Origin of the sequence: Bradyrhizobium sp. 186 (genome assembly GCF_023101685.1) — a bacterium.
In the GTDB taxonomy this organism is placed as follows: Bacteria; Pseudomonadota; Alphaproteobacteria; order Rhizobiales; family Xanthobacteraceae; genus Bradyrhizobium.
Genome location: NZ_CP082164.1, coordinates 5,919,847 through 5,944,531, shown reverse-complemented (window position 1 = coordinate 5,944,531; position 24,685 = coordinate 5,919,847). Strand labels below are relative to the sequence as shown.

Sequence of the window (24,685 nt, the reverse complement as noted above, 5' to 3'; positions counted from 1 at the left end):
AATCACATGACAGCATTATGGTTGATAGTGCTCTGCGGAGTGCTTTCCGTCGTCTACGCGATCTGGGCAACGTCTTCGGTTTTGAGTGCGGACGCGGGGTCGCCGCGCATGCAGGAGATCGCGGAGGCAGTGCGCGAGGGCGCACAGGCCTACCTGCGGCGTCAGTACACCACGATCGGCCTGGTCGGCATCGTCATCTTCGTGCTGCTTGCCTATTTGCTCGGTCTCTACGTCGCGATCGGTTTCGCCATCGGCGCCATCCTGTCGGGGGCGGCTGGCTTCATCGGCATGAACGTCTCGGTCCGCGCCAATGTGCGCACCGCCCAGGCCGCGACGACGTCGCTCGCCGGCGGCCTCGAGCTCGCCTTCAAGGCGGGCGCGATCACCGGCATGCTGGTGGCGGGTCTCGCGCTGCTCGGCGTGACCCTCTACTTCGGCTTCCTGGTCTATTCGCTGAAGCTCGCGCCTGACAGCCGCACCGTCGTCGACGCCATGGTGGCGCTCGGCTTCGGTGCCTCGCTGATCTCGATCTTCGCGCGTCTCGGCGGCGGCATCTTCACCAAAGGTGCGGACGTCGGCGGCGACCTCGTCGGCAAGGTCGAGGCCGGTATTCCCGAGGACGATCCGCGCAATCCGGCGACCATCGCCGACAACGTCGGTGACAACGTCGGCGACTGCGCCGGCATGGCGGCTGACTTGTTCGAGACCTATGCGGTGACTGCGGTCGCCACCATGGTGCTCGCCGCGATCTTCTTCGCCAAGACACCGATCCTCATGAACATGATGACGCTGCCGCTCGCGATTGGCGGTATCTGCATCATCACCTCGATCATCGGCACCTTCTTCGTCAAGCTCGGGCCGAGCCAGTCGATCATGGGCGCGCTCTACAAGGGTCTGATCGCGACCGGCGTTCTGTCGCTCGTCGGCATCGCCGGCGTGATCTACTCCCTGATCGGCTTCGGCAAGCTCGACGGCGTCGACTTTACCGGCATGGCGCTGTTCGAGTGCGGAATCGTCGGCCTCGCCGTCACCGCGCTGATCATCTGGATCACCGAATACTACACCGGCACTGACTATCGTCCGGTGAAGTCGATCGCCCAGGCCTCGGTGACCGGTCACGGCACCAACGTGATCCAGGGCCTCGCCGTCTCGATGGAGGCGACCGCGCTGCCCGCGCTCGTCATCATCGCCGGCATCCTGGTCACCTACAGCCTCGCCGGTCTGTTCGGGATCGCGATCGCAACCGCGACAATGCTGGCTCTGGCCGGCATGGTCGTCGCGCTCGACGCGTTCGGCCCGGTGACCGACAACGCCGGCGGCATCGCCGAGATGGCGGGCCTGCCGAAGGAGGTGCGCAAGTCGACCGACGCGCTCGACGCGGTCGGCAACACCACCAAGGCGGTCACCAAGGGCTACGCGATCGGCTCCGCCGGTCTCGGTGCACTGGTGCTGTTTGCTGCCTACAATCAGGACCTCAAGTTCTTCGTTGCGGACTCCGCGAACCATCCCTATTTCGCCGGCGTCAATCCGGACTTCTCGCTCAATAATCCCTACGTCGTCGTGGGCTTGCTGTTCGGTGGTCTGCTGCCGTATCTGTTCGGCGCGATGGGTATGACGGCTGTGGGCCGTGCAGCGAGTGCGATCGTCGAGGAGGTGCGGCGTCAGTTCCGCGAGAAGCCTGGCATCATGCAGGGCACCGACAAGCCCGACTACGGCAAGGCGGTCGACCTGCTGACCAAGGCGGCGATCAAGGAGATGATCATCCCCTCGCTGCTGCCGGTGCTATCACCGATCGTCGTCTACTTCCTGATCTACGCCATCGCGGGCGGCGGCGTGGCCGGCAAGTCGGCGGCGTTCTCCGCCGTGGGCGCGATGCTGCTCGGCGTGATCGTGACGGGCCTGTTCGTCGCGATCTCCATGACCTCGGGCGGCGGAGCCTGGGACAACGCCAAGAAGTACATCGAGGACGGCCATTTCGGCGGCAAGGGCTCTGACGCCCACAAGGCCGCGGTGACCGGCGACACCGTCGGCGATCCCTACAAGGACACGGCCGGTCCCGCGGTGAACCCGATGATCAAGATCACCAACATCGTGGCCTTGCTGCTGCTGGCGATCCTGGCGCACTGAAGCACGACATCGCGTGGAACGAAGACCCCCGCGGCGCAGGCCGCGGGGGTCTTGCTTTGAGAGCAACCAGGCGCTGTGTTGACGCGTCGTCCGGATCCGGAACGAGCCAGGTTAGCAAGAGCCGCCTGTCGAGGCCGCGAGGGCAAGCCTCGCGCGGAGCGGTGCACATTGCCTGGCATCAACAATTCCGCAAGAAAAGAAGAAAAAGCGTCCGAAATGCCGGGAAAGGCGCAGGTTTGGGTTGCGGAGACGCACAGACCCTCCGTTCAGGAGCGAAGACTCGGAGCTTTGCGGATACTGAATGCGCTATATTTAAGGTTGCTTAACCGGCTGCATTCTAGAATTTCGCGAGGTTTTTGGCTGCATTTTCGCGAATTTCCGTAGCACACGCGTCTGGGTTCCTCCTCATCTCGTGTGCGGCGCGAAGCGCTCTCAACATGTTCAGGGTGCGCGTTGCCTGCCGACTGAAAAAGGAGGTTCCGTTGCGTGCGCTCCCCATGAACGAGATTGAGCGCGCACTGATGGCGCATCCGGACGTGGCGGATGCTGTCCTCAGTGCCGAGCAGAGTCACGACGGCCGCCAGTTCAGGATCGCTTTCGCCGCAATTGACCCCAATCGTCTCAGCGCCGGCAAGTCGAGGTGCCATCAGGCCGAGACAGATCGGAGGGTTACGCAATGGCGGCGGGCGTTCGATCAAGTGTATCGCGATGCCGCTGACAGCTTTGTGCCATCGTTCGTCGGTTGGACCAGCAACTTCACGAACAAACCCATTCCGGAACCCGAAATGGTCGAGTGGCTGGATTGTACGATTCAGCGTATTCGTGCACTCGGTGCAAGGCGGATATTGGAAGTCGGGTGTGGCGTCGGACTGCTCGTCGAACAGCTCGCACCGGCGTGTGAAGTGTATTGTGGGACGGACCTCTCGCCGGTGGCCGTTCGCCGGTTGCGCGCGTTTGCGCAGTCGAAGCCTGAGCTACGGCATGTCGAATTTCTCGAGCGGGAAGCTACGGATTTCAGAGGCTTGTCACCACAATCGTTCGACGCAGTGGTTCTCAACTCGGTCGTGCAATATTTCCCCGGGATCGAATATTTGCACATGGTCTTGGAACAAGCCGCCAATCTGGTGGCTCCTGGAGGCCACATCTTCATCGGTGACGTTCGTAACCTCGAGCTCTTGCGGGTTTTCCACCGTGAAGTTCAATCCGCAAGAGTGCCATCGGGAGTCACGGAGGCGTGGCTCGAGCGAAAGATTTCCTTGTCGATCGCCCAAGAGCGCGAGCTAGTCATCGATCCCTGCTATTTTCAGAGCGTCTCCGAATCCATCGCACGGATATCTGGCGCGGAAATCCTGCTCAAGCGCGGATCGAGCTACGAACTGACCCGGTATCGGTATGACGTTGTGCTGCGTGTCGACCGTGAAGCTGCTTCAGCTTGCAGGGACAGCAGCAGCCTCGCGCTGCGAACGGAAAACCGGACAAATGAGGGCAGGCCGTTGGCGACGGACCCGATGGCCGCCGCGTTCCTTCAGCATCTCAGCATGGAGCTCGGGAACGTGTTGCGGGCTCGGTTTTCAGAGGCGCAATTGCCCGAGGTCGTGATTGCGCTCAACCAGCGAGATTTTGCCGAAATTGTGCAGGCGTCGCCGATCGCGCCGGGCGATCCCGGCAACGCTGAAGCAATCGAGGCACAGGTATGACTGCCTATAATCTGGGGCTGCATTTCGAAGAGGTCGTGGCGTCCTCGCCGGGCGCTGTCGCGCTGTTCTGCGAAGGCGATAGCTGCACTTTTTCGGACCTCAACAGGTCAGCAAACCGGTTGGCTCGATGGTTGATGTCGCAGGGTGTGAACAAAGGCGCTGTGGTGTGCCTTGAACTGCCGAAGATTGCCGAAGCCTACGCTCTCGCCATGGCCTGCATCAAAATCGGAGCGCCTTATGCATTCCTCGATCCCGCGGCCCCGGCGGAACGTGCACGGCTGATGTTGGAGCGATGCCGGCCCGCGCTGATCGTGAGCGTGCGCGAGGGATCTGGCACGCGGACATTGATCAGCGATGCAGGCGCCCGAGCGGCCTTGCATCATGCCGTTTCGAACCTTGACGACGACAATCTGCCGCAAACATCCCTGATTACCGGGGCCGATCCCGCCTATGTCATGTTCACATCCGGGTCGACGGGCGAGCCGAAGGGCGTGGTCATACCCCATCAAGGGGTGATTCACTTGATCGAGTGGGCGAAGAGCGATCTTGGAATTGGGCCCGGAGACCGGTTGACGAATGTCAATCCGATCTATTTCGATAATTCGGTCTTTGACATTTATGCCGGATTGCTGAACGGAGCGGCGATTGTCGCGCTGGACGCGCTGAAGGGGCGGCCACCTGCGGAACTGGTATCGGAGATCGCGAGGCATCAGTGCACGTTCTTCTTCGCCGTGCCGACGCTCTTCATGTTCCTCGACTCCATCCATCTTCTGAGCCCCGAGTGGCTGCCGACCGTCAGCAGGTTCATGTTCGGCGGTGAGGGATTTCCGCTGGCCCGGCTTCGTAGGTTCTATGACGCGTTTGCTGGCAAGGCGAAGCTGATCAATTGCTACGGCCCGACCGAGACAAGCTGCATTTGCAGCGGTTTCGAGATCGTCGAATCCGTTTTTGACACCACCGACGGGTTGGCTCCCTTGGGGCGGCTTAATCCCAATTTTAGCTACCGGATTCTGGACAAAGACCTGAATCCGGTCGCCGCGGGCACTGCCGGTGAATTGTGGCTGGGAGGCCCGGGAGTGGGGCTTGGTTACATAAATAATCCGCAAGAGACGACCCGCCGTTTCTGTCAGGACCCGCTGATCGACGGCTATCGATCGATACTCTATCGGAGCGGTGATCTCGTGGAAGCCGAACCTGAAACGGGCGTGCTCCGTTTTCGCGGCCGCGCGGACAATCAGGTCAAACTTCGGGGTTATCGGGTCGAGCTGGAGGAGATCGACCACGCCCTGGCGGCGTGCAAGGGAATCACGCGTGCCCTCGCTGTGGTGCTTCACGATGCCAATGGCGCAAGTCGGCTCCTCGCTGCGTATTCGGGTGCAAGAACGGCGGAAAACGATTTGCGCCAGCACTGCGCTGCGCGCCTTCCCGCTTACATGGTGCCCAGCCGATACGTTTGGCTGGAGGACATTCCCGTCAACGCCAATGGCAAGGCGGACCGGCGCTCGGTCGCGTCACTGCTTGGTGAAGCTTTCGCAAGGGCCTCGTAGATGCCAGAGCCAGCAGCGTTCGCGCGCATTTTCCGATGAGCGTTGAAAGCCAGCCCTATGGCTACGCGGCCGCGGGTTTTCTCGTGAAGCCGTCGTGGCGGCTGATCCCTCAGATCGATCGGGACCCGAGACTTGTGGCGGGCGCCCAGGGAATCCGCGGCCGGCTGCTGCTTTGCTGCACGGTCGGGCTGCTCGCCGTGCTGCTCTGGCAGATAGGAATCGACTTTTCGGCGGCGGGTCTCGCGATGGCGTGCGCCTACGCTGGGCGGCACCGGCGCGTCCTAATCTTGCTGGCAACCTTGCTGTTGCTTTGCCGCAGCGGCTTCCTGATCGACAGCGCGTTTCTCGACCGATTGGCCGTTCACGAAGGCGTCGCGGACCGTATCCATCAACCGCTGCTGGCGGCGGGCATGTTGGTGGTGGTGTTTGCGCTGTTCTCGGGCCTGCTGGCGATGCAAGGTTCAGCGTGCATCGTGCTCCGCCGCCCAACGCTCAGCGTGTTGCTCGTATTCCTCGCGCTTGTTTTGATGACGCAAGCAACGCTCATGGCCGGCGTGCCACGCGTTCTGCTTTGGTCGTTCCTGATGACATCCCAGCCCTACCTATGGTTCCTTGCTTACGGTCTTGCCGATGCCGGCAAGGAGCAATCTCCGGTGTGGCAGCGTCTGAGCGTTTTTCATCCCTTCTGGGGATCGTCGCTGACGCCGTTCGGGAAGGGGCTGTCTTATCTCCGCCGCTTCGAGGCCAAGACACTCGAGGAGCTCGCGGTCACGCAACTCAAGGGCGTCAAGCTTGCGGCTTGGACGTTAGTGCTGGCTATCGTCAAGATTTGTCTCGGCGAACTCGTCCACGGTCAGTTGCGGCTGCCAATGTTCGACGACAACTTGCTGCAGTATCTCGCAGGTCATCCCTTGCCGCGTTTCGTCGGGTGGGCCAGCCTCGTCAGCTTCTTTGTGCAAGACCTGCTCAGCATGACGGTGTTCGGCGGCATCATCGTAGCAACGGCGCGGCTCGCCGGTTTTCGCCTGCTGCGCAACACCTACCGGCCTCTGGAGTCAACGACACTCGCCGAATTCTGGAATCGCTATTACTTCTATTACAAGGAACTGCTCGTCGACCATTTCTTTTACCCGACCTTTGTTCGCTGTTTCCGCGGCCATCGCCGGTTTCGAATGTTCTTCGCGACCTTTGCAGCAGCCTGTGCCGGCAACCTGCTATTTCATTTCATTCGCGACATTCATTTCGTCGGCGAAATGGGCCTTTGGAGGGCCGTGATCGGTCAACAATCGCATGCGTTTTATACACTGGTGCTGGCCATCAGCGTGGGGCTCTCGCAGATGCGTCGCGCACGACGGCCGGCGTCGCGAGGACGGCTGCGTAGCCGCTTGCTGCCCTGCCTGTGGGTTTCGAGCTTCTTTTGTCTGATTCACGTCTTCGACGCGCCGTTGGACCGCGAGCATTCGCTCTGGCAACGCGCCGAATTCCTGTTTTATCTCCTGGGAGTAACGACATGACCACGAAAGCTTGCTCTGAAACTAGATCGCAAATGCGGCGCTACATTGTGCAACGGCTCCTCATGAAGGGCGATAGCGCGCCGCTTACCGACGACGATCTGCTGTTTACCAGTGGACGTCTCGATTCACTCGACGCAGTAGAGCTCATAATGAGCATCGAGACCGACCATGGGATCAATTTTTCCGAGATCGGTTTCGACTTGACGCGCCTGGACTCGATTTCGGCCATCGCCGGTTTGGTGGAGCAGCCGTCGACCGAGCCTGCGTAGAAACCGACGTGAGGCGATTCCGCTAGTGGCGCCAATTCCGTTCGCAACGATGTTGGCACTCGTGCACCCCGCAAGCGCGGCGCAGCCTTGCACGCTGCACCGCGTCCGGGACACGAGAGCTACTGCACATCCATCTGAAGACCTTCCTTCTGGATGATGCCGGCGAACTTCTTCGTCTCGGCGTCCACGAAGTCGGAGAACTGCTGCGGCGTGCCGTAGTCGGCGCGGGCGCCCATGGCGACGATGTTCTTCTTGATGTCGTCGCGTTCGAGCATCGCCTTCACTTGGAGATTGAGCGCCTCGATCACGGGGGCGGGCGCGCCTTTGGGCAGGAATACCGCGAACCACGACGAGACGTCGAAATTGGCAAGCTCCGGCGCGCTCTCGCGCATGGTCGGCAGGTTCGGCGCGAGATCGCTACGCTCCGGCGTGGTGACGCAGAGGCCGGTGAGGGTGCCGTTCTGCACCTGCGGCAGGCTCGGATAGAGGTTGTCGAACAGGATCTGGATGTCGCCGGCGAGTGCGGCCTGGAGCGCGGGGCCTGCGCCGCGGAACGGAATGTGCGTCATCTTCAGCCCGGTGAGCTGGAGAAACCAGGCGCCGGTGAGGTGAGGGCTCTGGCCGACGCCGGAGGAGGCGTAGCTGAGCTTGTCCGGATTGGCCTTGAGGAAGGCGATCAGCTCGGGAATCGACTTGATGCCGGTCTTCGGATGCGCCGAGACGATGTTCGGGATCCGGATCATGTTGGAGACCGGCTGGAGCTGGTCCGGCTTGTAGGTGAGGTTCTTGAAGATGCTGTAGGCGATCGCGTTCGGACCGGGATTGCCGACCAGGATGGTGTGGCCGTCCGGCTTCGAGCGCACCACCTCCGCCGTTCCGATCGTGCCGCCGCCGCCGGAGCGGTTTTCCACGACAGCCGACTGGCCCCAGGCGGTTTGCAGATGCGCGGCCAGCAGCCGGCCCATCACGTCGGTCGAGCCGCCGGCCGCGGCCGGCACGACGAGGCGCACGTTTTCAGTGGGCTTCCAGTCAGCAAGGCTTGTGCGCGGCAGAATGGCCGCCGCCGAAAGGCCGGCAGCGCCGGTGAGCACGCGACGGCGGGACAACAAAGTTCTGGGCACGAATCCACTCCCTGCTTCTTGCTTTGCCGGGAGCGTAGGGAAGGCGGCATGCAACGGCAAGTCGCACGAGGCGGCACGACGCCGCAGGCTAAATCCTCAGTTAAAGCTGATCAGCTTGAAGATCGGCGCGAGGTAGCTCATCTCCTGGCCCGACGTCGGCGTGGTGCGGCTGATGAAGTCGAAAATCTTGCCGTCCTGGAGCCCGTAATTCGCAAGCCGGCGCACGCGCCGGTTCTTGTCGAAATAGACCGCGATCACGCGCTGGTCGACCAGTTTCTGATTCATGAAGGCGACCATGCGCTCCGAGCGCTGGGAGATGTAGTAGAACACTTCGCCGTCGAGGGTCGCGACCGTGGAGGGCGTGCCCATCACGATCAGCACCTGGTCCTGGCTCGCGCCAATCGGAATCTGCTCGAGCGCGCCGGGCGGCAGGATGTAGCCCTTTTGGAATTGCTCGCCGGTGCAGCCCACAAGCGCCACGCCGACCAGGGCCGCGGCCGCAGCGATGCGCAACGCGCGCCAGCGTGAATGAAGGCCGCGCCGCTTGTCCGCGCGCAGGCTGGTCTGGTTCGTTATCGTCATCGCGGAACTGATTCCGTCCCCTTGCGTCGGGCGAGGCGCTGAAGTACCGGGCGGAGGATCTGAATGCAGCTCACGCGCGCCCGCTTGCGGAAACCACAATGCTTTGGCCGTTCAATCACTTCAGGAAACCCCGGCTAGCCCCGAGCGGCACCATTCAGGCCATCTATGGCATGATCGTGACGCAGGCGCGAGAACCCATATTTTACCGGGACTTGGGCGTGCCTGATACGGTTAACGGGCGTTTCGACCTGTTGCTGTTGCACCTGTGGCTGTTGCTGCGGCGCCTGCGGACCGTGCAGGGCGGCGGCGTGGAGCTGTCCCAGGCGCTGTTCGACCGCTTCTGCGAGGACATGGACGACAATCTGCGCGAGATGGGCATCGGCGACCAGACCGTGCCGAAGCGGATGCGGGCCTTCGGCGAGGCCTTTTATGGCCGGGCGAAGGCCTATGACGAGGCGATGGCGGGTGGCGGCGAGGCGCTGGCATCGGCCATTTACAAGAATATCTTGAATGGAGCCGGAATGGATCATGCGCGGCGGCTCGCGGCTTACGCCGAGGCCACGGAAGCCGATCTCGGCCGGACCGACGAGGCGGCTCTGCTGGGCGCGTCCTTCAAGTTTCCCTCAGCGCTCAAGGAGGATGTCACGCCATGAGCCGACCGAATGCCGAATCCAAGCCCGATCCATGGCGCGTCCCCGTCACCGTCGCGCACATCCCCGACACCGGCCTGCACCGCGAGCTCGAGGCTTCCGCCGCCGAGCGGCAGGCGATGGCCGAACTCGCTGGCGTGCGCGAAATCCTGTCCGCCCAGGCCGCCGTCGATGTCACGCCGACGAGCGGGGGCCGCATCCACGTCACGGGCCACGCCCGCGCCCGGATCGGCCAGACCTGCGTGGTGACGCTCGATCCGATCGAGAACGAAATCGAGGAGGAGATCGACCTGATGTTCGCGCCAGAGGCCGAGGCGCGGCGGCTGGCCGACCTGATCGAGGAAGGGCGGGACGACAAGGACGTCGTCGATCCGCCGGAGGCGATCGTTGCCGGCATCATTGACCTCGGCCGGCTCGCCACCGATGCGCTGTTCCTGGCGATCGATCCCTATCCGCGCAAGTCCGGCGTCGTGTTCGAGGCGGAGGTCAGCGTTGCCGATCCCGAGGATCATCCGTTCGCGGCGCTGAAAGCGCTCCAGGACAAGAAGAAAGGCAAATAGCCGGCTGTTCCGGGCGGGTCGTTCTCCGGCCGGACGTGAGGCGTTTGCCTGGATGGTTTGAAACACTGTCTTATCTCTATGATTTATATGTCTTTCATGCCAATTCCGGCATCTCGGGCCGGATCGTCCTGAATGCAAAAGGCTGGGGGCAAGAGGTTGTTTCGGGATGACAAAACGCTATTGTCGCGCCCCGGTTCGGGTGCGGCGTCGCGCTTGGCCGGTCGCCATGTCCATGGCGAACCCATTTCGCGGCCCCGCTAGTTGACGACCGCGCCACACCAGGTTTCCAGGACTTTTATGCCAAGCAAGGTTCGCATTGCGCTTGACGCCATGGGAGGCGATGTCGGCGCCGCCGTGGTCATTCCAGGCGCCGCCATCTCGCTCAGCAGGCATCGCGAGACCGAGTTCCTGCTGGTCGGGGACCGCGCCAGGATCGAGCCCGAGCTCGACCGGCACCCCGAGCTCAAGGCCGCCTCCCGGATCATCCACACCGACGTCGCGGTCAGCATGGAGGATAAGCCGAGCCAGGCGCTGCGGCGCGGCCGCAAGACCTCCTCGATGTGGCTGGCCATCGACGCCGTCAAGAAGGGCGAGGCGGATGTCGCGATCTCCGCCGGCAACACTGGCGCGCTGATGGCGATGGCGCGCTTCAATTTGCGCATGCTGCCGGGCATCGATCGTCCGGCGCTCGCGGCGATCTGGCCGACCATGCGCGGCGATTCCGTCGTGCTCGACCTCGGCGCCACCATCGGCGGCGATGCCCGCCATCTGGTGGCGCTTGCAGTAATGGGTAGCGCGATGGCGAGCGTGCTGTTCAGCAAGAAGCGGCCCACGGTCGGCCTGCTCAATATCGGGGTCGAGGAGATCAAGGGCCACGAGGAGATCCGCGAGGCCGGGGAAATCCTGCGCGCGATGAACCTGCCGCAGCTTGACTATATCGGCTTCGTCGAGGGCGACGGCATCAGCAAGGGGCTGGCCGATGTGATCGTCACCGAAGGTTTCAGCGGCAACATCGCGCTCAAGGCGACCGAGGGAGCCGCGCGGCAGATCGCGGGATTGCTCCGCGACGAGATGCGGCGGAGCTGGATGACCAAGCTCGGCTATCTCTTCGCGCGCAGTGCCTTCCAGACGCTGCGCGACAAGATGGACCCCAACAAGGCCAATGGCGGCGTGTTCCTTGGGTTGAACGGGGTCGTGGTCAAGAGCCATGGCGGAACCAACGCCGAAGGCTTTGCCTATGCGATCGATGTTGGCTATGAGATGGCCAAGTTCGATCTTCTGAACAAGATCAATCAGATGCTCAACCGCGATGGGGGTGCGCTCAATTCAGTGCCGACCGCGCCGGAGGATGTTTCGTGACTCAAATTCGTTCGGTCGTGCTGGGCTGCGGCGCCTATCTGCCGGAGCAGGTGGTGACCAATGCCCAATTGGCGGCGCGTATCGACACGTCCGACGAGTGGATCGTGCAACGCACCGGCATTCGCGAGCGGCATGTCGCGGCCGAGGGCGAATTCACCTCGCACCTGGCGCTCAAGGCGGCGCAGGCTGCGCTCGCTGACGCCGGCGTGGACGCGCAGTCGATCGAGCTGATCGTGCTCGCGACCTCGACGCCGGACAACACGTTTCCGGCGAGCGCGGTTGCCGTGCAGCATGCGCTCGGCATCCACCACGGCGCGGCGTTCGATCTCCAGGCGGTGTGCTCGGGCTTCGTGTTCGCGCTCGCCACCGCCGACAATTTCCTGCGCACCGGCACCTACAAGCGCGCGCTGGTGATCGGCGCGGAGACCTTCTCGCGCATCCTCGACTGGAACGATCGCGGCACCTGCGTGCTGTTCGGCGACGGCGCCGGCGCGGTCGTGCTGGAGGCGCAGGAGCAGCCGGGCAACGCCGCGACCGATCGCGGCGTGGTGACCACGCATCTGCGCTCGGACGGCCGGCACAAGGCAAAACTGTTCGTCGACGGTGGACCGTCCTCGACCCAGACGGTTGGTCATCTGCGCATGGAGGGCCGCGAGGTCTTCAAGCACGCGGTCGGCATGATCACCGACGTGATCGTGGACGCCTTCGAGGCGACCGGGCTCAATGCCGAAAATATCGACTGGTTCGTGCCACACCAGGCCAATAAGCGAATCATCGATGCCTCCGCGCACAAGCTCCATATCGCACCGCAGAAGGTGGTGCTGACGGTCGATCGCCACGGCAACACCTCGGCCGCCTCGATCCCGCTGGCGCTGTCGGTGGCGCGCAAGGACGGCCGCATCAAGCGCGGCGACCTGGTTCTGCTGGAAGCGATGGGCGGCGGCTTCACCTGGGGCTCCGCGCTGGTGCGCTGGTAAGCCACACTCGATAAAATTTTGCCCGAATCAGCGTGGATTATCGATGCGTCTGCATTGATGAGCGCTGTTGACCGTCGTATCGTAACCTCATAATTTCAGACAACAATTGTTCGCCGTGATGTGGGGCAGGGCGATGACCGATACAAGTAAAACCGTAACGCGTGTTGATCTCTGCGAGGCCGTCTACCAGAAGGTGGGCTTGTCGCGCACGGAATCGTCGGCATTCGTGGAACTCGTGCTGAAGGAGATCACCGATTGCCTCGAACGGGGCGAGACGGTGAAACTCTCCTCGTTCGGCTCCTTTATGGTCCGCAAGAAGGGTCAGCGCATCGGCCGCAATCCGAAGACCGGCACCGAGGTGCCGATCTCGCCGCGCCGGGTGATGGTGTTCAAGCCGTCGGCCATCCTGAAGCAGCGGATCAACGCCCAGCACCGCACCAATGGCGACGGCAGCAAGGTTCAACCGGAGGCGTAACCGCTCTCCAAAAGGATCAGGCATTTGGACAAGGCGCCGGATGCGTTCCGCACCATCAGCGAAGTAGCGCAGGAACTCGACATTCCGCAACACGTGCTGCGGTTCTGGGAGACCCGATTCTCCCAGATCAAGCCGATGAAGCGCAGCGGCGGCCGCCGCTACTACCGCCCCGACGACGTCGATCTGCTCAAGGGCATCCGCCGTCTCCTCTACGGGGAGGGCTACACCATCCGCGGCGTGCAGCGGATCCTGAAAGAACACGGCATCAAGTCGGTCCAGGGCCTCGCCGACGGCTCGGCCGCGGTCTCGTTCGGGGCGATCGAGGACGCCATCGGCCAGAGCCTGATGGAGCCCGGGGGCGAGGCGCCCACCCGCGGCGTGGTCGACACCGACGATGACGACTACCAGGGCGAGGAGGCGGAAGGCATCGACTTCCGCTTCGCCGAGACCGACGACGAGGAAATCCTCACCACCTTCCGCAAGGGCGGCACGGCGCCGCCGGCCGGCCCCAGCGCCCTCGACCGGGAACGGCTGGGACGGGCGCTTGGCGACCTCGTCGCCTGCCGGGAAATGCTGGACCTGGCGCTGAAGGACGGCTGAGGGCGAGTTTTATCGCGTTGCGGTCAGTTCCGGAGTGCCTTGAGGGCAAACACCAAAATCGTGCGGCTCGCCTTGCGCAACGCGGCGATCCTAGCTAATGGAACGACGTTCGGAGCGTGGCGCAGCCCGGTTAGCGCACTAGTCTGGGAGACTAGGGGTCGGAGGTTCAAATCCTCTCGCTCCGACCAAAAATCCTAAATAAATCAGTTGCTTACGACAGCCTCAATAATAGCCTTGCCCGGGAAAATCTCCCGGGGCAAGGCTGGGGCAAGGAATAGATTTCGCAAGACGGAGGAATATGAGTCGCAAGGGGCACTACAACGGTGGGGGAACACTCGTTGGGCGACAGAATACTTCGTGGTTTGGCTCAACAAGCAGCAAGCCGGTCAAACCGCGGATACGGCGGCCAGGACTTGCAGCGGTGCAGTTCGCGGAATTTGAAAAACAGGGCATCGCCCCGAGCGAATGGGCGAAAGAACAAGCAAGTCAAATCGTGAAAAAGCGGCGTCGCAAAAAAACGAAATAAAAGGCGATTTTCGGACCTTCCTCTACCCCTACGGGAGAAAAGGTTAGACTGATCCGGTCGATCTGTGCGACCCGTCATTCGGTGAGCTGGCCGCTATTCAGCAGTCGAAGCTGAAGCGGGAAAGCAGTCCGAAACTTGAAATGCATCTTGGGGCAGGAACGATATGAATCCGGTCGAAATCGAAGAAGCGATTTCGGCTCTCGCTGAGCAGCCATTCGTCCCCACCGAGTTTCCTTTCGCTTTCCTTCAAGCTTTTGGGAATAAGGATACAACGATCAAGCGGCTGCGCTCGGGCGCTTCTAATCCGAACTTCCCCTTGAGTAGCGACGTAAGCATTTGAGCTGGCGTGTAATTCCAGCGGGCGTGACGGCGCGTCTGCCTACATTATGGGGCGATAGGAATGCCGAGCCGATTGAAGACGTCTTGTTGTAGTGGGGTTGGACTTGTGAGCATAGCGGCCGGGGCGTCCTGACCGATGCGAACGATGTTGCGTGTGAGCGTGGCGAGATCCTGCAACAGCGTTCGAAAGCTGTGCACGGGCCGGCCATCGTGGGTGTGCTTGCGATTAGCCTTGGTTCTGGCCGCGGCCGAGACTCTGGCCTTGGCGACGGGCGAGACGCGCGCGGCGTCGGCGGCCTCGCGGTCGTGATCGTCGAACAGGATCGGGGCCAGCGCGCGGCGCATGTGCCAGACGATGTAATAAGCGAGCATGCAGAGGAAGACGTGGGCGCGCACGCGGCCAGCGAGGCGATGGTGGATCGGGCGCACCTCCAGTTCGACGGTCTTGATGGTGCGGAAGGCGCGTTCGACCTGGGCCAGGCTCTTGTAGGCACGCACCGTGGCGGCGGTGTCGAGGTTCTCGGCCGGCACGTTGGTCCGTAGCACATAGAAGCCGTCGAGCGACGCTTCGTTGGCGATGGCATCCTCGATCCGACTGAAGTCGAACGAAGTGTCGGTGATGGCGAGGTGGAAGTGCTTGGCCATCTTACGCTTGCCCAGCACGGCGCCGACCTTCAGACCGATCTCATCCTCGCCGCGCAAGGGGTTGCGCTGACGCTGCACGGCGGCCTTGACGCGGGCGAGATCCTTCTCGGTCGCCGCCAGCAACTCGCCGCGCTTGCGCCGACGCTCGTCGGCCAGATCCGGGTTGCGGCACACGATCAGGCGCTCGCCGGGGAAGTCGGGGGACGTGATCTCGGCCATATCGCGATCGTCGAACAGCGACAATTGCAGCGGGCCGCCGTCCTCGGCGAGCTTGCGGATCGCCGGCGCCCGCAGAGCGGTGATCCAATCGAGCCCGGCCGGCATCAGATCGGCTTCGATACGGGCGCTGGTGATCATGCCGCGATCGCCGACCAGTACCACACGCGACAGCTTGAAGCGGGCCTTCAGTTTGTCGACTTGCGCGGCCAGCGTGCTCGGGTCGGCGGTGTTACCTTCGAACACCTCCACCGCCACCGGGCAGCCGTCGGCGGCGCACAGCAAGCCGAACACGATCTGCAGCTTGTCGGAACGACCGTCGCGGCTGTAACCATGCCGCGCCAATTCGCAATGTCGCCCCTCCAGATAGCTGGAGGTGAGATCGTAGAGCACCAGCGAGCCGTCATGCAGATGGCGCTTGGCGAGCGTCGCCTCGATCCCCGGTTGGGCCGTGCCGAGCAGGTCGAGCGCTTCGTAAAGCTCGTCCTCGTCGACGGCGCTGAGATCGAGCAGTTCGCCCAGCGAATGCGCCGCCGTCGCCTCGCTGAGCTGGCGCGCCGTGGCCAGCTTGGCGGCCGGTTCGATCACCCGTGCCACGATCAAGGCCAAAGCCAGCCTGGCCAACCGTCTGGGCTTGTCCGGGACAAGGCGATGCAGTCCGAGCTGGCGCGCCATGCCGAGCACCGCGGCCACGTGGCCGTGCGGCAGCGAGCGCTCGATCCGCAGTTGCTCGGCCGGCGAGACCAGCTCCTCGCCTTTCAGGACGCGGCGCAGCGCATCGATCTTCTCATCCGGCCAATGCGACAGGTTGGCCAGCGTGCGCGACTTGATCTTGTCGCCCTCGCGATAGCTCTCGCGCAACAGGATCGCGGGCGGTGAGTTGCGGTTGGGAATGCGGGCGACGAACATGCCGGAATCGAATCACGGAAACCTGCCATTCGCAAGCCAAAAATCATCATTTACATGCCTACAAAATCAGCCCGATCCAAACTTCTCAAATCCTCTCAACGCTCTAACAAAAATCCCGAGGGGAAGTTCGGTCTAATAAGTCCGATTTGGGCGGCGTGCTGCAAACGAACAATATCCACATCGCCGTGTGTCCGCCGGGCGAGGTTACCAAGATTCTTGCCGCGCTGAAGGCCAGCCCGGCGACGGCCAGGGCGAAGGCGCGATACATCCTCGCGACCGATGGGGCGGACTTCGAGGCAGAGGACCTGGAATCGGACGATTCGCCAATTGCTTGTGCCTATCGGGACTTCCCTGATCACTTTGGTTTCTTCCTGCCGCTCGCCGGAATCACCACCGTCCAACAGGTCCGCGACAGCTCCTTCGACATCCGGGCCACCAGCCGCTTGAACCGCCTCTATGTCGAACTTCTGAAGGACAATCCCGAATGGGGCACGGCCGAGCGCCGCCCTGACATGAATCATTTTATGGCGCGGTTGATCTTCTGCTTCTTCGCCGAGGACACCGACATCTTCAACGGCAACGGCCTCTTCACGGCAACGATCGAGCAAATGAGCGCACGGGACTCGTCCAACACCCATGAGGTGATCGGCGCGCTGTTCCGGGCCATGAACACCAAGATCGGGGATCGCGCCGCCGCGAACCTGCCTCGTTGGGCCAATGTTTTTCCTTACGTGAACGGCGGGCTCTTTTCCGGCAGCCTGGACGTGCCGCGGTTCAGCCGGATCGCGCGCTCCTATCTCCTTCATATCGGTAATCTCGACTGGACGAAGATCAATCCGGACATCTTCGGCTCGATGATTCAGGCTGTCGCCGAGGATGAGGAGCGTGGCGCGCTTGGGATGCATTACACTAGTACGCCGAACATCTTGAAAGTTCTAAACCCGCTATTCCTCAACGAGCTGCGGGCGCGGCTTGAGGAAGCGGGCGACAACGCCCGCATGTTGCTTAACCTGCGCAAACGCTTGGCGAAGATACGAGTCTTCGACCCAGCCTGCGGCTCCGGGAACTTCCTTGTCATCGCTTATAAGGAAATGAGAGCCATCGAGGCGGAGATTAACAAGCGGCGCGGCGAAGCCGACCGCCGCACTGAAATCCCGCTCACGAATTTCCGGGGCATCGAGTTGCGCGACTTCCCGGCTGAGATCGCGCGCCTGGCCCTCATCATCGCGGAATTTCAGTGCGACGTGCTCTATCGCGGTCAGAAGGAAGCGTTGGCCGAGTTTCTGCCGCTCGACGCTCAGAACTGGATTACCTGTGGCAATGCGCTGCGGTTGGATTGGCTGAGCATCTGCCCGCCAACCGGGACGGGTGTCAGGCACCACGCGGAAGATCTACTTCACACGCCGCTCGATCAGGCGCAGATCGACTTCGACAACGAAGGAGGTGAGACGTACATCTGCGGGAATCCACCCTACAAGGGTGGAACCGAACAGAACATTCTCCAAAAAGGCGATATGCAATCTGTTTTCGCCGCGACTTTTCCAGCCTGGAAGTCCTTTGATTATATTCTTGGATTCTTCCAAAAGGCTCGGTGGTTTTTGAATTTCTGTGAAGCTTCGGCTGCTTTCGTTACAACGAACTCTATTTGCCAAGGAGAACAGGTCTACCGTTTTTGGCCACAGTGCATATCCGAAGGCGTCCGCATTTCTTTCGCAGTCACTTCGTTTAAGTGGTCGAATCTGGCAAGCAAGAATGCTGGAGTGTCGGTCTGTATTGTGGGCTTGGCAAGAAACCCTAAGAGTCTGTCCGGGATCATGCTGTTTTTTGGCAGAGCTTTCGCAGCATGAGGCGGATTGAGGCGAGGCGCAAGAACGCCAATGCCTTTCGGTTGAGGCACTCCCAATCCTTGGCCAAACGGCGGCAGCGGTTGAGCCAGGCGATGGTGCGTTCGACGATCCATCGCTTGGGCAAGATCGCAAAACTCTTTGCTGTATCGGAGCGCTTGACGATCTCGACGTCGATTTGCCGGAGGATTTTGCGAACGGCGGACTGAAAGATCGGCCCCTGATAGCCGCCGTCAGCATAGAGCTTCAGCAGGAATGGATGCAGGCCAAACAGCGTGGCCATCACCAGCACCCCACCGTCACGATCCTGGATGTCCGCCGAATGCACGAGGGCGTGGAGCAGCAAGCCTTGAGTATCGACTAGGATGTGGCGCTTCTTGCCCTTGATCTTCTTGCCCGCATCGTAGCCATGCGGGTCGATCCACGCCCCCCTTTTTCCGCGCTCTTGACGCTTTGACTGTCGATGATGGCGGCGCTCGGGCTGGGTTCTCGGTTAGCCAATTCTCGACATTGTACATAGAGCGCGTGATGGATGCGATCGAGCGTGCCGTTCCAAGCCCACAAGTCAAAATAGTCGTGCACCGTGCTGCGTGGCGGCAGGTCCTTCGGGATCGCTCGCCATTGGCAACCGGTGCTCAGCACATACATCAGGCCATTGATCACCTCGCGCACATCGACCGTGCGCTTGTTGCCGCCTCGCTTGGCTGGCGCAATCAGCGGCTCCACCAACGCCCATTCCTCATCAGTCAAATCGCTTGGATAGCGTAGCCGGCTTCGGTCGTAACGACCGCGGTTCTCCTTCGTCCACATGGGCGCCCCTTCGAATCGGACCGCCACCCTTGAATCACAAATGATTCCGATGATTCAAGATGTTCCCGGACAGACACTAACATTACAGTTGCCGTTTTGCTTTGAGATGCGCGCGCTGAGCGGCAGCCTGGTGAGCTCTGCGCCAGAATGACCATGCGATGACATGCGCGGGTTGGATCCGCTTTCGAGCAAGCCTGATGGCGATGCGGCGGATTTCCTGGATTGACCAACGGATCAGCGGCGGCGTGGGTGTGCTTTGGCTTTTGCCGGGGGGCGGCGTTTGGTTTTTTTGGGCGGTGGCGGATTGGCGCGATGGCGGATCGCCGCCATCATGGCGAAGGCGAGCATCACCAGGGACACGTGGCGATGCCAGCCATGCCAGGACCTGCTCTCGTTGTGATCGAGCCCGAACTCGTTTTTCGCGGTTTCAAAGCTGTCCTCGATCGCCCATCGATGGCCTTCGACCGCGACCAGCGTTTCAATTGATGTTCCCGCTGGGCACCAGGTGGTGAAGAAGGCGAGATCGCCATCGGCGATATGGCGACGGATCAGCAGACCGCGCGTCCATAAACCATCATTTGCGCTGTTGAACTGCTCGACCTCGAGATCGGCCAGTTCGAGATAACACCAGTCATGCAGCCTCGGTCCTTTGGTTCCGGCTCCCGCCGACAAGCGCTTCCAGTCGGACGGGCGCCGCGTCCGGGCGATGTCTTCGGCCTTGCCGGCGACCGGCTGTCGCTTGCCCCAGGATCGGAAGACATGAGAGCTGCTGACCCCGAGCACATAGCCTTTGCCTGCCCGCCGTAGCTGCTGTTCGATATCGCCAACACCGTAGACCGTGTCACCGGCAACCCACTTGAATGGTACAGACGCGGCTATCGCACGTGCGATCATTCTCGTCGCAAGCTTTGGTTTGGTCGCAAAGCCGACATCGGCAGGCACATATGCGGCTTCCAGACGATCTGGATCGTCAGTCCATTCCTTCGGAAGATACAACGCGCGATCGATGAACGCATGACCATGACGCGAAACGTAGGTAGCGAAGACGCCGATCTGGCAGTTCGTAATCTTCCCTGCCGAACCAGTGTATTGCCGTGCCACTCCGCATGAGGCCTTACCCTGCTTGAGAAAGCCGGTCTCGTCGATCACCAGCACCGCATCGTCATCCGCCAAATGCTCGATGACATAGTCGCGGACGATATCGCGCAGGGCATCAGCGTCCCAATCTCCACGACCCAGAATTGCCTGCTGACGCCATGGGCCAGGATCGCCAGCCGCCTCCGCGCGCATCCAGCCGGTCTTGCGCTGCTCATCTCCGAGCAGACCTTCCAGGAACAAGCCTGCATTCGTCGCCACACGCTCTTGCGTGAACAACGGACGTATCCGTTGCTTGATCTCTCGAAGCGACGCCGCCCACAACGCAAGCGTCTCCTCAACCGACGCGGCCCGCGTCCACGACATTCGAATCATGGTTGCCCATGGATTCAGAAGCCCGCAAACAAAGCAACTGTAATGCTAAGACGCTCCGGTACTTTGACGGTGTAGGAGGACTGGTTAGAGAAGTTGAAAATATTAATGCGTATCTGGTTCCTTAACAAAGATATTTACGTAAAGAATGAGACGGCTCCTCAAAATGGCATGGCTCCCGTCGTAAACGGTAGCAAACCGGCTGATGGTGGCGGCTTAATATTCGACGCGGAAGTCGCTGCTGCTCTCAAGGCGGTAGCACCAAACTATATGCACATAGTTCGCCCATTCTTTGGAGCGCATGATGCCACTCACGGAAGCGGGCGCTATTGCATCTGGGCCTCTAAGGAAGATTATGTTGCGCTGACGGATATAAAAGAGTTTCGAAACCGCTTTTCTATGGTCGCCGAGATGAGGGGGAAAAGCGACAAGCCTCTCACCAAAGCGGGGATGAATAAACCATACGAATTTCAGCAAATTCGACAGACGGGGCTCGAGACTGTTTTTCAGATCCCTCGACATTCCTCTGAGAGCAGAGACTACTACCCCGTAATAGCGCTGCCGAGAGGTGCTATCGTTGGCGATGGAGCGTTTTCGTTCTACGATCCGCCAATCTGGAACATAGCTGTCTTTGCATCGCGCCTTTCGCTCGTGTGGATCGGCGCAGTTTGTGGAAAAATCAAAACAGATTTCCGCTTCTCCAACACCCTCGGGTGGAACACTTTCCCCGTTCCGACGCTCACCGAGAAGAACAAGGCTGACCTGACACGCTGCGCCGAGGGCATTCTCTTGACACGCGAGGCGCATTTCCCGGCGACGATTGCCGATCTCTACGATCCTGAAAAAATGCCTGCCGATTTGCGCGAGGCGCATGCGCGGAACGACGAGGTGCTTGAGCGCATCTATATCGGCCGCCGGTTCCGCAATGACACTGAGCGGCTGGAAAAGCTATTCGAACTTTACACTAAGATGACCGCGTCGCCGGCAGCGGCGAAGAAGCGAAAGGCCGGGGCAAGCGCGTGACCGAACATACAAAATCAATTCCCGCCATCTCGGTTTCCTACGCCCGCAACGGCGCTTCAACCAAAGCCAATGCGCTTGGCATGCGGCCAATGCAGGAGCGCGCCTTTGAGCGGCGAGGCGAGCAATATCTTCTCATCAAGTCGCCACCGGCTTCGGGCAAGAGCCGAGCGCTGATGTTCATTGCCCTCGACAAGCTCCATAATCAAGGACTCAAGCAGGCGATCATCGTCGTGCCTGAGAAAGCCATCGGCGCGAGCTTCCACGACGAGCCACTGACCGAATTCGGTTTTTGGGCCGACTGGACCGTTCAGCCCAAGTGGAATCTCTGCGACGCGCCCGGAAACGACAATGGCGGCAAGGTCAATACCGTCGGCGCTTTCCTCGAAAGCAGCGACAAGGTGCTGGTCTGCACCCACGCGACCTTCCGCTTCGCCGTGGACAAGTTCGGCGTCGAGGCGTTCGACGATCGGCTGATCGCCGTGGACGAGTTCCATCACGTCTCCGCCAACCCCGACAATAAGCTCGGCCTACATCTTGGGCAGTTCATTGCCCGCAACCGCGTTCATATTGTAGCGATGACGGGCTCCTATTTCCGGGGCGACGCTGAGGCGGTACTGGCTCCGCAGGACGAAACGAAATTCGATACCGTCACCTACACCTATTATGAACAGCTGAACGGTTATGAATATCTGAAGCAGCTCGACATCGGCTATTTTTTCTACTCCGGCCCTTATACCGACGACATCCTGAAGGTGCTCGAACCCACCGAGAAAACAATCATCCACATCCCTAGCGTCAACTCGCGCGAGAGCACCAAGCAAAAGATCAAGGAAGTCGAGCATATCATCGAGGAGCTGGGCGAATGGCTGGGGACCGACCCCGTGACCGGTTTTCAGCTGGTCAAGATACCCAACGGCAGCGTGCTCAAAATCGCCGACCTGGTCGATGACGACCCCGCGAAGCGTGACCGCGTTTCCGCGGCGCTGAAAGACCCGGCGCAGAAGAACAACCGCGAGCATGTGGATATCATCATAGCGCTAGGCATGGCGAAGGAAGGCTTCGACTGGATTTGGTGCGAGCACGCGCTGACTGTCGGATACCGGTCGAGCCTCACCGAGATCGTGCAGATCATCGGCCGCGCGACGCGCGACGCTCCGGGCAAGACTCGCGCGCGCTTCTCCAACCTGATTGCCCAACCGGACGCCGCCGACGAGGCCATCAGCGAGGCGGTGAACGATACCTTGAAGGCGATAGCGGCGAGCCTGCTCATGGAGCAGGTACTTGCGCCGCGCTTCGAGTTCAAGCCGAAGAACCCCACGAGCGGCCCAGTGGAAGGGTTCGACTATGGGGACGGGGGCTACGACCCCAACAAATGTAATGTCGGCTTCAACGGGGACACGGGGCAATTCCAGATCGAGATCAAAGGTCTGACCGAACCAAAGAGCAAGGAGGCGGCGCGCATCTGCCGGGAAGATCTGAATGAGGTCATCGCCGCCTTCGTTCAGGACAAGACCACCATCGAGCGGGGCCTATTCGACGAGGAGCTGGTGCCGGAGGACCTGACCGTTGTTCGCATGGGCAAGATCATCAAGGACAAATATCCAGAACTCGATGAGGAGGATCAGGAGGCGGTGCGCCAGCACGCCGTCGCCGCCCTCAACCTGACGCAACAGGCCAAGCAGATTGCGCTAGAGGGCGGGGCAGGCGGCGACCCCGAACAAAGCGCCAACACGGCCCTGATTGACGGCGTGCGCAGGTTTGCGATGGACGTCCGCGAACTCGACATCGATCTTATCGACCGGATCAATCCGTTCGGCGAGGCTTACGCTATCCTCGCCAAGACTATGAGCGAGGACAGCTTGAAACAGGTGCAGGCGGCGATTTCCGCCAAGCGCACGAGCCTGACGCCCGACGAAGCGAAGGAACTAGCTCTACGAGCCTTTAAATTCAAAAAGGAGCGTGGGCGGCTCCCCTCGATCAGTTCGACAGATGCTTGGGAAAAGCGGATGGCCGAGGGCGCTGCTGCCTTTGTTCGTTTCAAGGACGAGGGCCGCTATGACTGACCTCGACCTCGACGAACTGCGCGCTGAACTGGACGACTTCGCTCAGCCCGTAAAGAAGGGCGAACGCTCCGCACGCGAAGAACGCATGATTGCCGGATTCGAGGAAATACAGCGCTTTTTCGAGGAGCACGGCCGTGCCCCGCAGCATGGCGAGGATAATGACATCTTCGAGCGACTCTATGCCGTGCGCCTCGACCGCCTGCGCACGCTTGAGGAATGTCGTTCGCTTCTTGCGCCGCTCGACCATCAGGGGCTGCTGGCCGGAGCGGAAACCGTCGCCGCCGCCCCGGTGGATGAGATTGATGAGGACGAGCTGCTCGCCGAGCTGAAAGATGCGGCGGGGGCAACGGATATCACCGAGCTTCGACATGTCCGCGCCAGTGCCGAAAAGCGTGCCGCCGAGGAAATCGCCAATCGCGAAGAATGTATAGATTTTGAGAAGTTCAAGCCGCTATTCACGCAGCTCCAGAACGACCTGAATTCGGGCGTTCGGACAACCCGGCCCTTCGTGAAGGATGCCGGGTTCCTGAAAGCGGATATCACCGAGGGGCAGTTTTTCATTCTTGGCGGTCAGATTGCCTACGTCGCCGACGTTGGAGAAACTTTCAAAGCCCCAAATGGTGAGTTTGATGCACGTCTGCGTGTGATCTACTCCAACGGGACCGAGAGCAATCTGCTACGCCGGTCGCTCCAGCGGGCATTGTATAAGGATGAGGCCGGAAGGCGGATCACCGAACCCACTGCTGGTCCTCTGTTCGCCGATGAAAACGATCACGGAGACCTGGCGAGCGGGACGATCTACGTATTGCGCAGCAAGTCAAACCATCCGGTGATCGCAGCCCATCGCGATGTTCTGCACAAGATCGGCGTGACCGGCGGGGATGTGGAACGGCGTATCGCGAACGCAAAACTCGACCCGACATTTATGATGGCTGATGTGGAAGTCGTCGCGACTTACGAACTCTACAACGTCAATCGCACCAAGCTCGAAAACCTCATCCACCGCATCTTTGGCCCGGCTCAGCTCGATGTCGAGATCAAGGATCGCTTTGGGAATCCAGTGATCCCGCGCGAATGGTTTCTCGTACCGCTGTTCGTGGTCAACGAAGCAGTTGATCGGATCAAGGACGGAACGATTACAGACTACACATACGATCCGAAAGCGGCAGGATTGGTGCGTGTAGCCTGACTTTGATTGATGCCCCGATAGCTCCATCGGTTCCCGATAGGTGGCCACGGCTGGCGAGCATATTCATGACCGTGTCCTGCACCATATAGAGTGCCGCAGATCGTTCGGAGGTCGTTACGAAACGATCCATTTCTTGAACACAAACGCCCTACTCTCAGGTAGCAGGGGCCCGGCCG

At 61.1% G+C, this 24,685-nt stretch carries 20 protein-coding genes, 1 tRNA gene and 2 pseudogenes; 18 read left to right on the top strand and 5 right to left on the bottom strand.

Annotated elements, in window-relative coordinates; translation table 11 throughout:
* The first annotated feature begins 6 nt into the window (after window positions 1-6).
* The 5 genes from IVB18_RS28600 (at window position 7) to IVB18_RS28580 (ending at window position 7,154) form a co-directional block, all read left to right on the top strand.
* Entirely contained in the window at window positions 7-2,127 is a 2,121-nt protein-coding gene (locus tag IVB18_RS28600) for a sodium-translocating pyrophosphatase (protein WP_247983739.1), read from the top strand.
* Window positions 2,128-2,624: 497 nt separating this feature from the next.
* On the top strand, window positions 2,625-3,824 hold the full coding sequence (locus tag IVB18_RS28595; RefSeq protein ID WP_247983738.1) for a class I SAM-dependent methyltransferase: 1,200 nt from the start codon (window positions 2,625-2,627) through the stop codon (window positions 3,822-3,824).
* Complete coding sequence (locus IVB18_RS28590; RefSeq protein WP_247983737.1) at window positions 3,821-5,371, top strand: amino acid adenylation domain-containing protein; 1,551 nt, start codon at window positions 3,821-3,823, stop codon at window positions 5,369-5,371. The genes IVB18_RS28595 and IVB18_RS28590 overlap by 4 nt, the downstream gene beginning before the upstream one ends.
* Window positions 5,372-5,505: 134 nt before the next feature.
* Entirely contained in the window at window positions 5,506-6,885 is a 1,380-nt protein-coding gene (locus IVB18_RS28585; protein ID WP_247983736.1) for a hypothetical protein, read from the top strand.
* Complete coding sequence (locus IVB18_RS28580) at window positions 6,882-7,154, top strand: acyl carrier protein (protein WP_247983735.1); 273 nt, start codon at window positions 6,882-6,884, stop codon at window positions 7,152-7,154. Before IVB18_RS28585 ends, IVB18_RS28580 begins: the two co-directional genes overlap by 4 nt.
* A 119-nt stretch (window positions 7,155-7,273) precedes the next feature.
* Here IVB18_RS28580 and IVB18_RS28575 read toward each other — a convergent pair whose 3' ends face one another.
* Together IVB18_RS28575 and bamE are read right to left on the bottom strand one after the other, a co-directional pair.
* Window positions 7,274-8,275 (bottom strand): tripartite tricarboxylate transporter substrate binding protein, encoded by a 1,002-nt coding sequence (locus IVB18_RS28575; protein ID WP_247983734.1) that lies wholly within the window; start codon window positions 8,273-8,275, stop codon window positions 7,274-7,276.
* A 96-nt stretch (window positions 8,276-8,371) separates the two neighbouring features.
* Complete coding sequence (gene bamE, locus IVB18_RS28570) at window positions 8,372-8,857, bottom strand: outer membrane protein assembly factor BamE (RefSeq protein WP_247983733.1); 486 nt, start codon at window positions 8,855-8,857, stop codon at window positions 8,372-8,374.
* A gap of 98 nt (window positions 8,858-8,955) precedes the next feature.
* Here bamE and IVB18_RS28565 point away from each other — a divergent pair, with 98 nt between their 5' ends.
* The 9 genes from IVB18_RS28565 to IVB18_RS28525 all read left to right on the top strand — a co-directional run bounded on the left by IVB18_RS28565 (window position 8,956) and on the right by IVB18_RS28525 (window position 14,344).
* A complete protein-coding gene (locus IVB18_RS28565; protein ID WP_247983732.1) occupies window positions 8,956-9,510 on the top strand; it encodes a ubiquinol-cytochrome C chaperone family protein in 555 nt (184 codons plus the stop codon).
* Entirely contained in the window at window positions 9,507-10,067 is a 561-nt protein-coding gene (locus IVB18_RS28560) for a YceD family protein (RefSeq protein ID WP_247983731.1), read from the top strand. Before IVB18_RS28565 ends, IVB18_RS28560 begins: the two co-directional genes overlap by 4 nt.
* A 297-nt stretch (window positions 10,068-10,364) precedes the next feature.
* Window positions 10,365-11,426 carry a phosphate acyltransferase PlsX gene (plsX, locus tag IVB18_RS28555; protein WP_247983730.1) on the top strand — a complete coding sequence of 354 codons (1,062 nt, stop codon included), beginning with the start codon at window positions 10,365-10,367 and terminating at the stop codon, window positions 11,424-11,426.
* Window positions 11,423-12,403, top strand: a complete 981-nt coding sequence (locus tag IVB18_RS28550) for a beta-ketoacyl-ACP synthase III (protein WP_247983729.1) — start codon at window positions 11,423-11,425, stop codon at window positions 12,401-12,403. The genes plsX and IVB18_RS28550 overlap by 4 nt, the downstream gene beginning before the upstream one ends.
* Window positions 12,404-12,536: 133 nt before the next feature.
* Window positions 12,537-12,878, top strand: coding sequence for an integration host factor subunit alpha (locus tag IVB18_RS28545; protein ID WP_247983728.1), 342 nt, complete (start codon window positions 12,537-12,539; stop codon window positions 12,876-12,878).
* Between the two features lie 24 nt (window positions 12,879-12,902).
* Window positions 12,903-13,478, top strand: a complete 576-nt coding sequence (locus tag IVB18_RS28540) for a MerR family transcriptional regulator (protein WP_247983727.1) — start codon at window positions 12,903-12,905, stop codon at window positions 13,476-13,478.
* A gap of 110 nt (window positions 13,479-13,588) precedes the next feature.
* Window positions 13,589-13,666 (top strand) — tRNA-Pro (locus tag IVB18_RS28535).
* Window positions 13,667-13,776: 110 nt separating this feature from the next.
* Complete coding sequence (locus IVB18_RS28530) at window positions 13,777-14,004, top strand: hypothetical protein (protein ID WP_247983726.1); 228 nt, start codon at window positions 13,777-13,779, stop codon at window positions 14,002-14,004.
* Between the two features lie 163 nt (window positions 14,005-14,167).
* Window positions 14,168-14,344, top strand: coding sequence for a type IIL restriction-modification enzyme MmeI (locus IVB18_RS28525; protein WP_247983725.1), 177 nt, complete (start codon window positions 14,168-14,170; stop codon window positions 14,342-14,344).
* A 44-nt stretch (window positions 14,345-14,388) separates the two neighbouring features.
* Here the strand turns inward: IVB18_RS28525 and IVB18_RS28520 are convergent, their stop codons facing one another.
* The gene (locus IVB18_RS28520) at window positions 14,389-16,113 is read right to left on the bottom strand and encodes an IS1634 family transposase (RefSeq protein ID WP_247983724.1); all 1,725 of its coding nucleotides are present in this window, start codon (window positions 16,111-16,113) and stop codon (window positions 14,389-14,391) included.
* A gap of 131 nt (window positions 16,114-16,244) precedes the next feature.
* On the opposite strand from IVB18_RS28520, the pseudogene IVB18_RS28515 reads away from it, so the two are divergent.
* Window positions 16,245-17,900, top strand: a pseudogene (locus tag IVB18_RS28515) (DNA methyltransferase); the annotation flags it as partial.
* Between the two features lie 25 nt (window positions 17,901-17,925).
* Here IVB18_RS28515 and IVB18_RS28510 read toward each other — a convergent pair.
* Window positions 17,926-18,767 (bottom strand): annotated as a pseudogene (locus IVB18_RS28510) (IS5 family transposase).
* A gap of 234 nt (window positions 18,768-19,001) precedes the next feature.
* A complete protein-coding gene (locus IVB18_RS28505; RefSeq protein WP_247983558.1) occupies window positions 19,002-20,237 on the bottom strand; it encodes an IS701 family transposase in 1,236 nt (411 codons plus the stop codon).
* A 105-nt stretch (window positions 20,238-20,342) separates the two neighbouring features.
* Between IVB18_RS28505 and IVB18_RS28500 the strand changes: the two genes are divergently transcribed.
* Genes IVB18_RS28500 through IVB18_RS28490 form a run of 3 tightly spaced genes read left to right on the top strand, consistent with a single transcriptional unit; the run spans window position 20,343 to window position 24,509 of the window.
* Complete coding sequence (locus IVB18_RS28500) at window positions 20,343-21,257, top strand: type IIL restriction-modification enzyme MmeI (RefSeq protein ID WP_247983723.1); 915 nt, start codon at window positions 20,343-20,345, stop codon at window positions 21,255-21,257.
* Window positions 21,254-23,320, top strand: coding sequence for a DEAD/DEAH box helicase (locus tag IVB18_RS28495; RefSeq protein ID WP_247983722.1), 2,067 nt, complete (start codon window positions 21,254-21,256; stop codon window positions 23,318-23,320). Before IVB18_RS28500 ends, IVB18_RS28495 begins: the two co-directional genes overlap by 4 nt.
* The gene (locus IVB18_RS28490) at window positions 23,313-24,509 is read left to right on the top strand and encodes a GIY-YIG nuclease family protein (RefSeq protein ID WP_247983721.1); all 1,197 of its coding nucleotides are present in this window, start codon (window positions 23,313-23,315) and stop codon (window positions 24,507-24,509) included. The genes IVB18_RS28495 and IVB18_RS28490 overlap by 8 nt, the downstream gene beginning before the upstream one ends.
* Window positions 24,510-24,685: the final 176 nt, after the last annotated feature.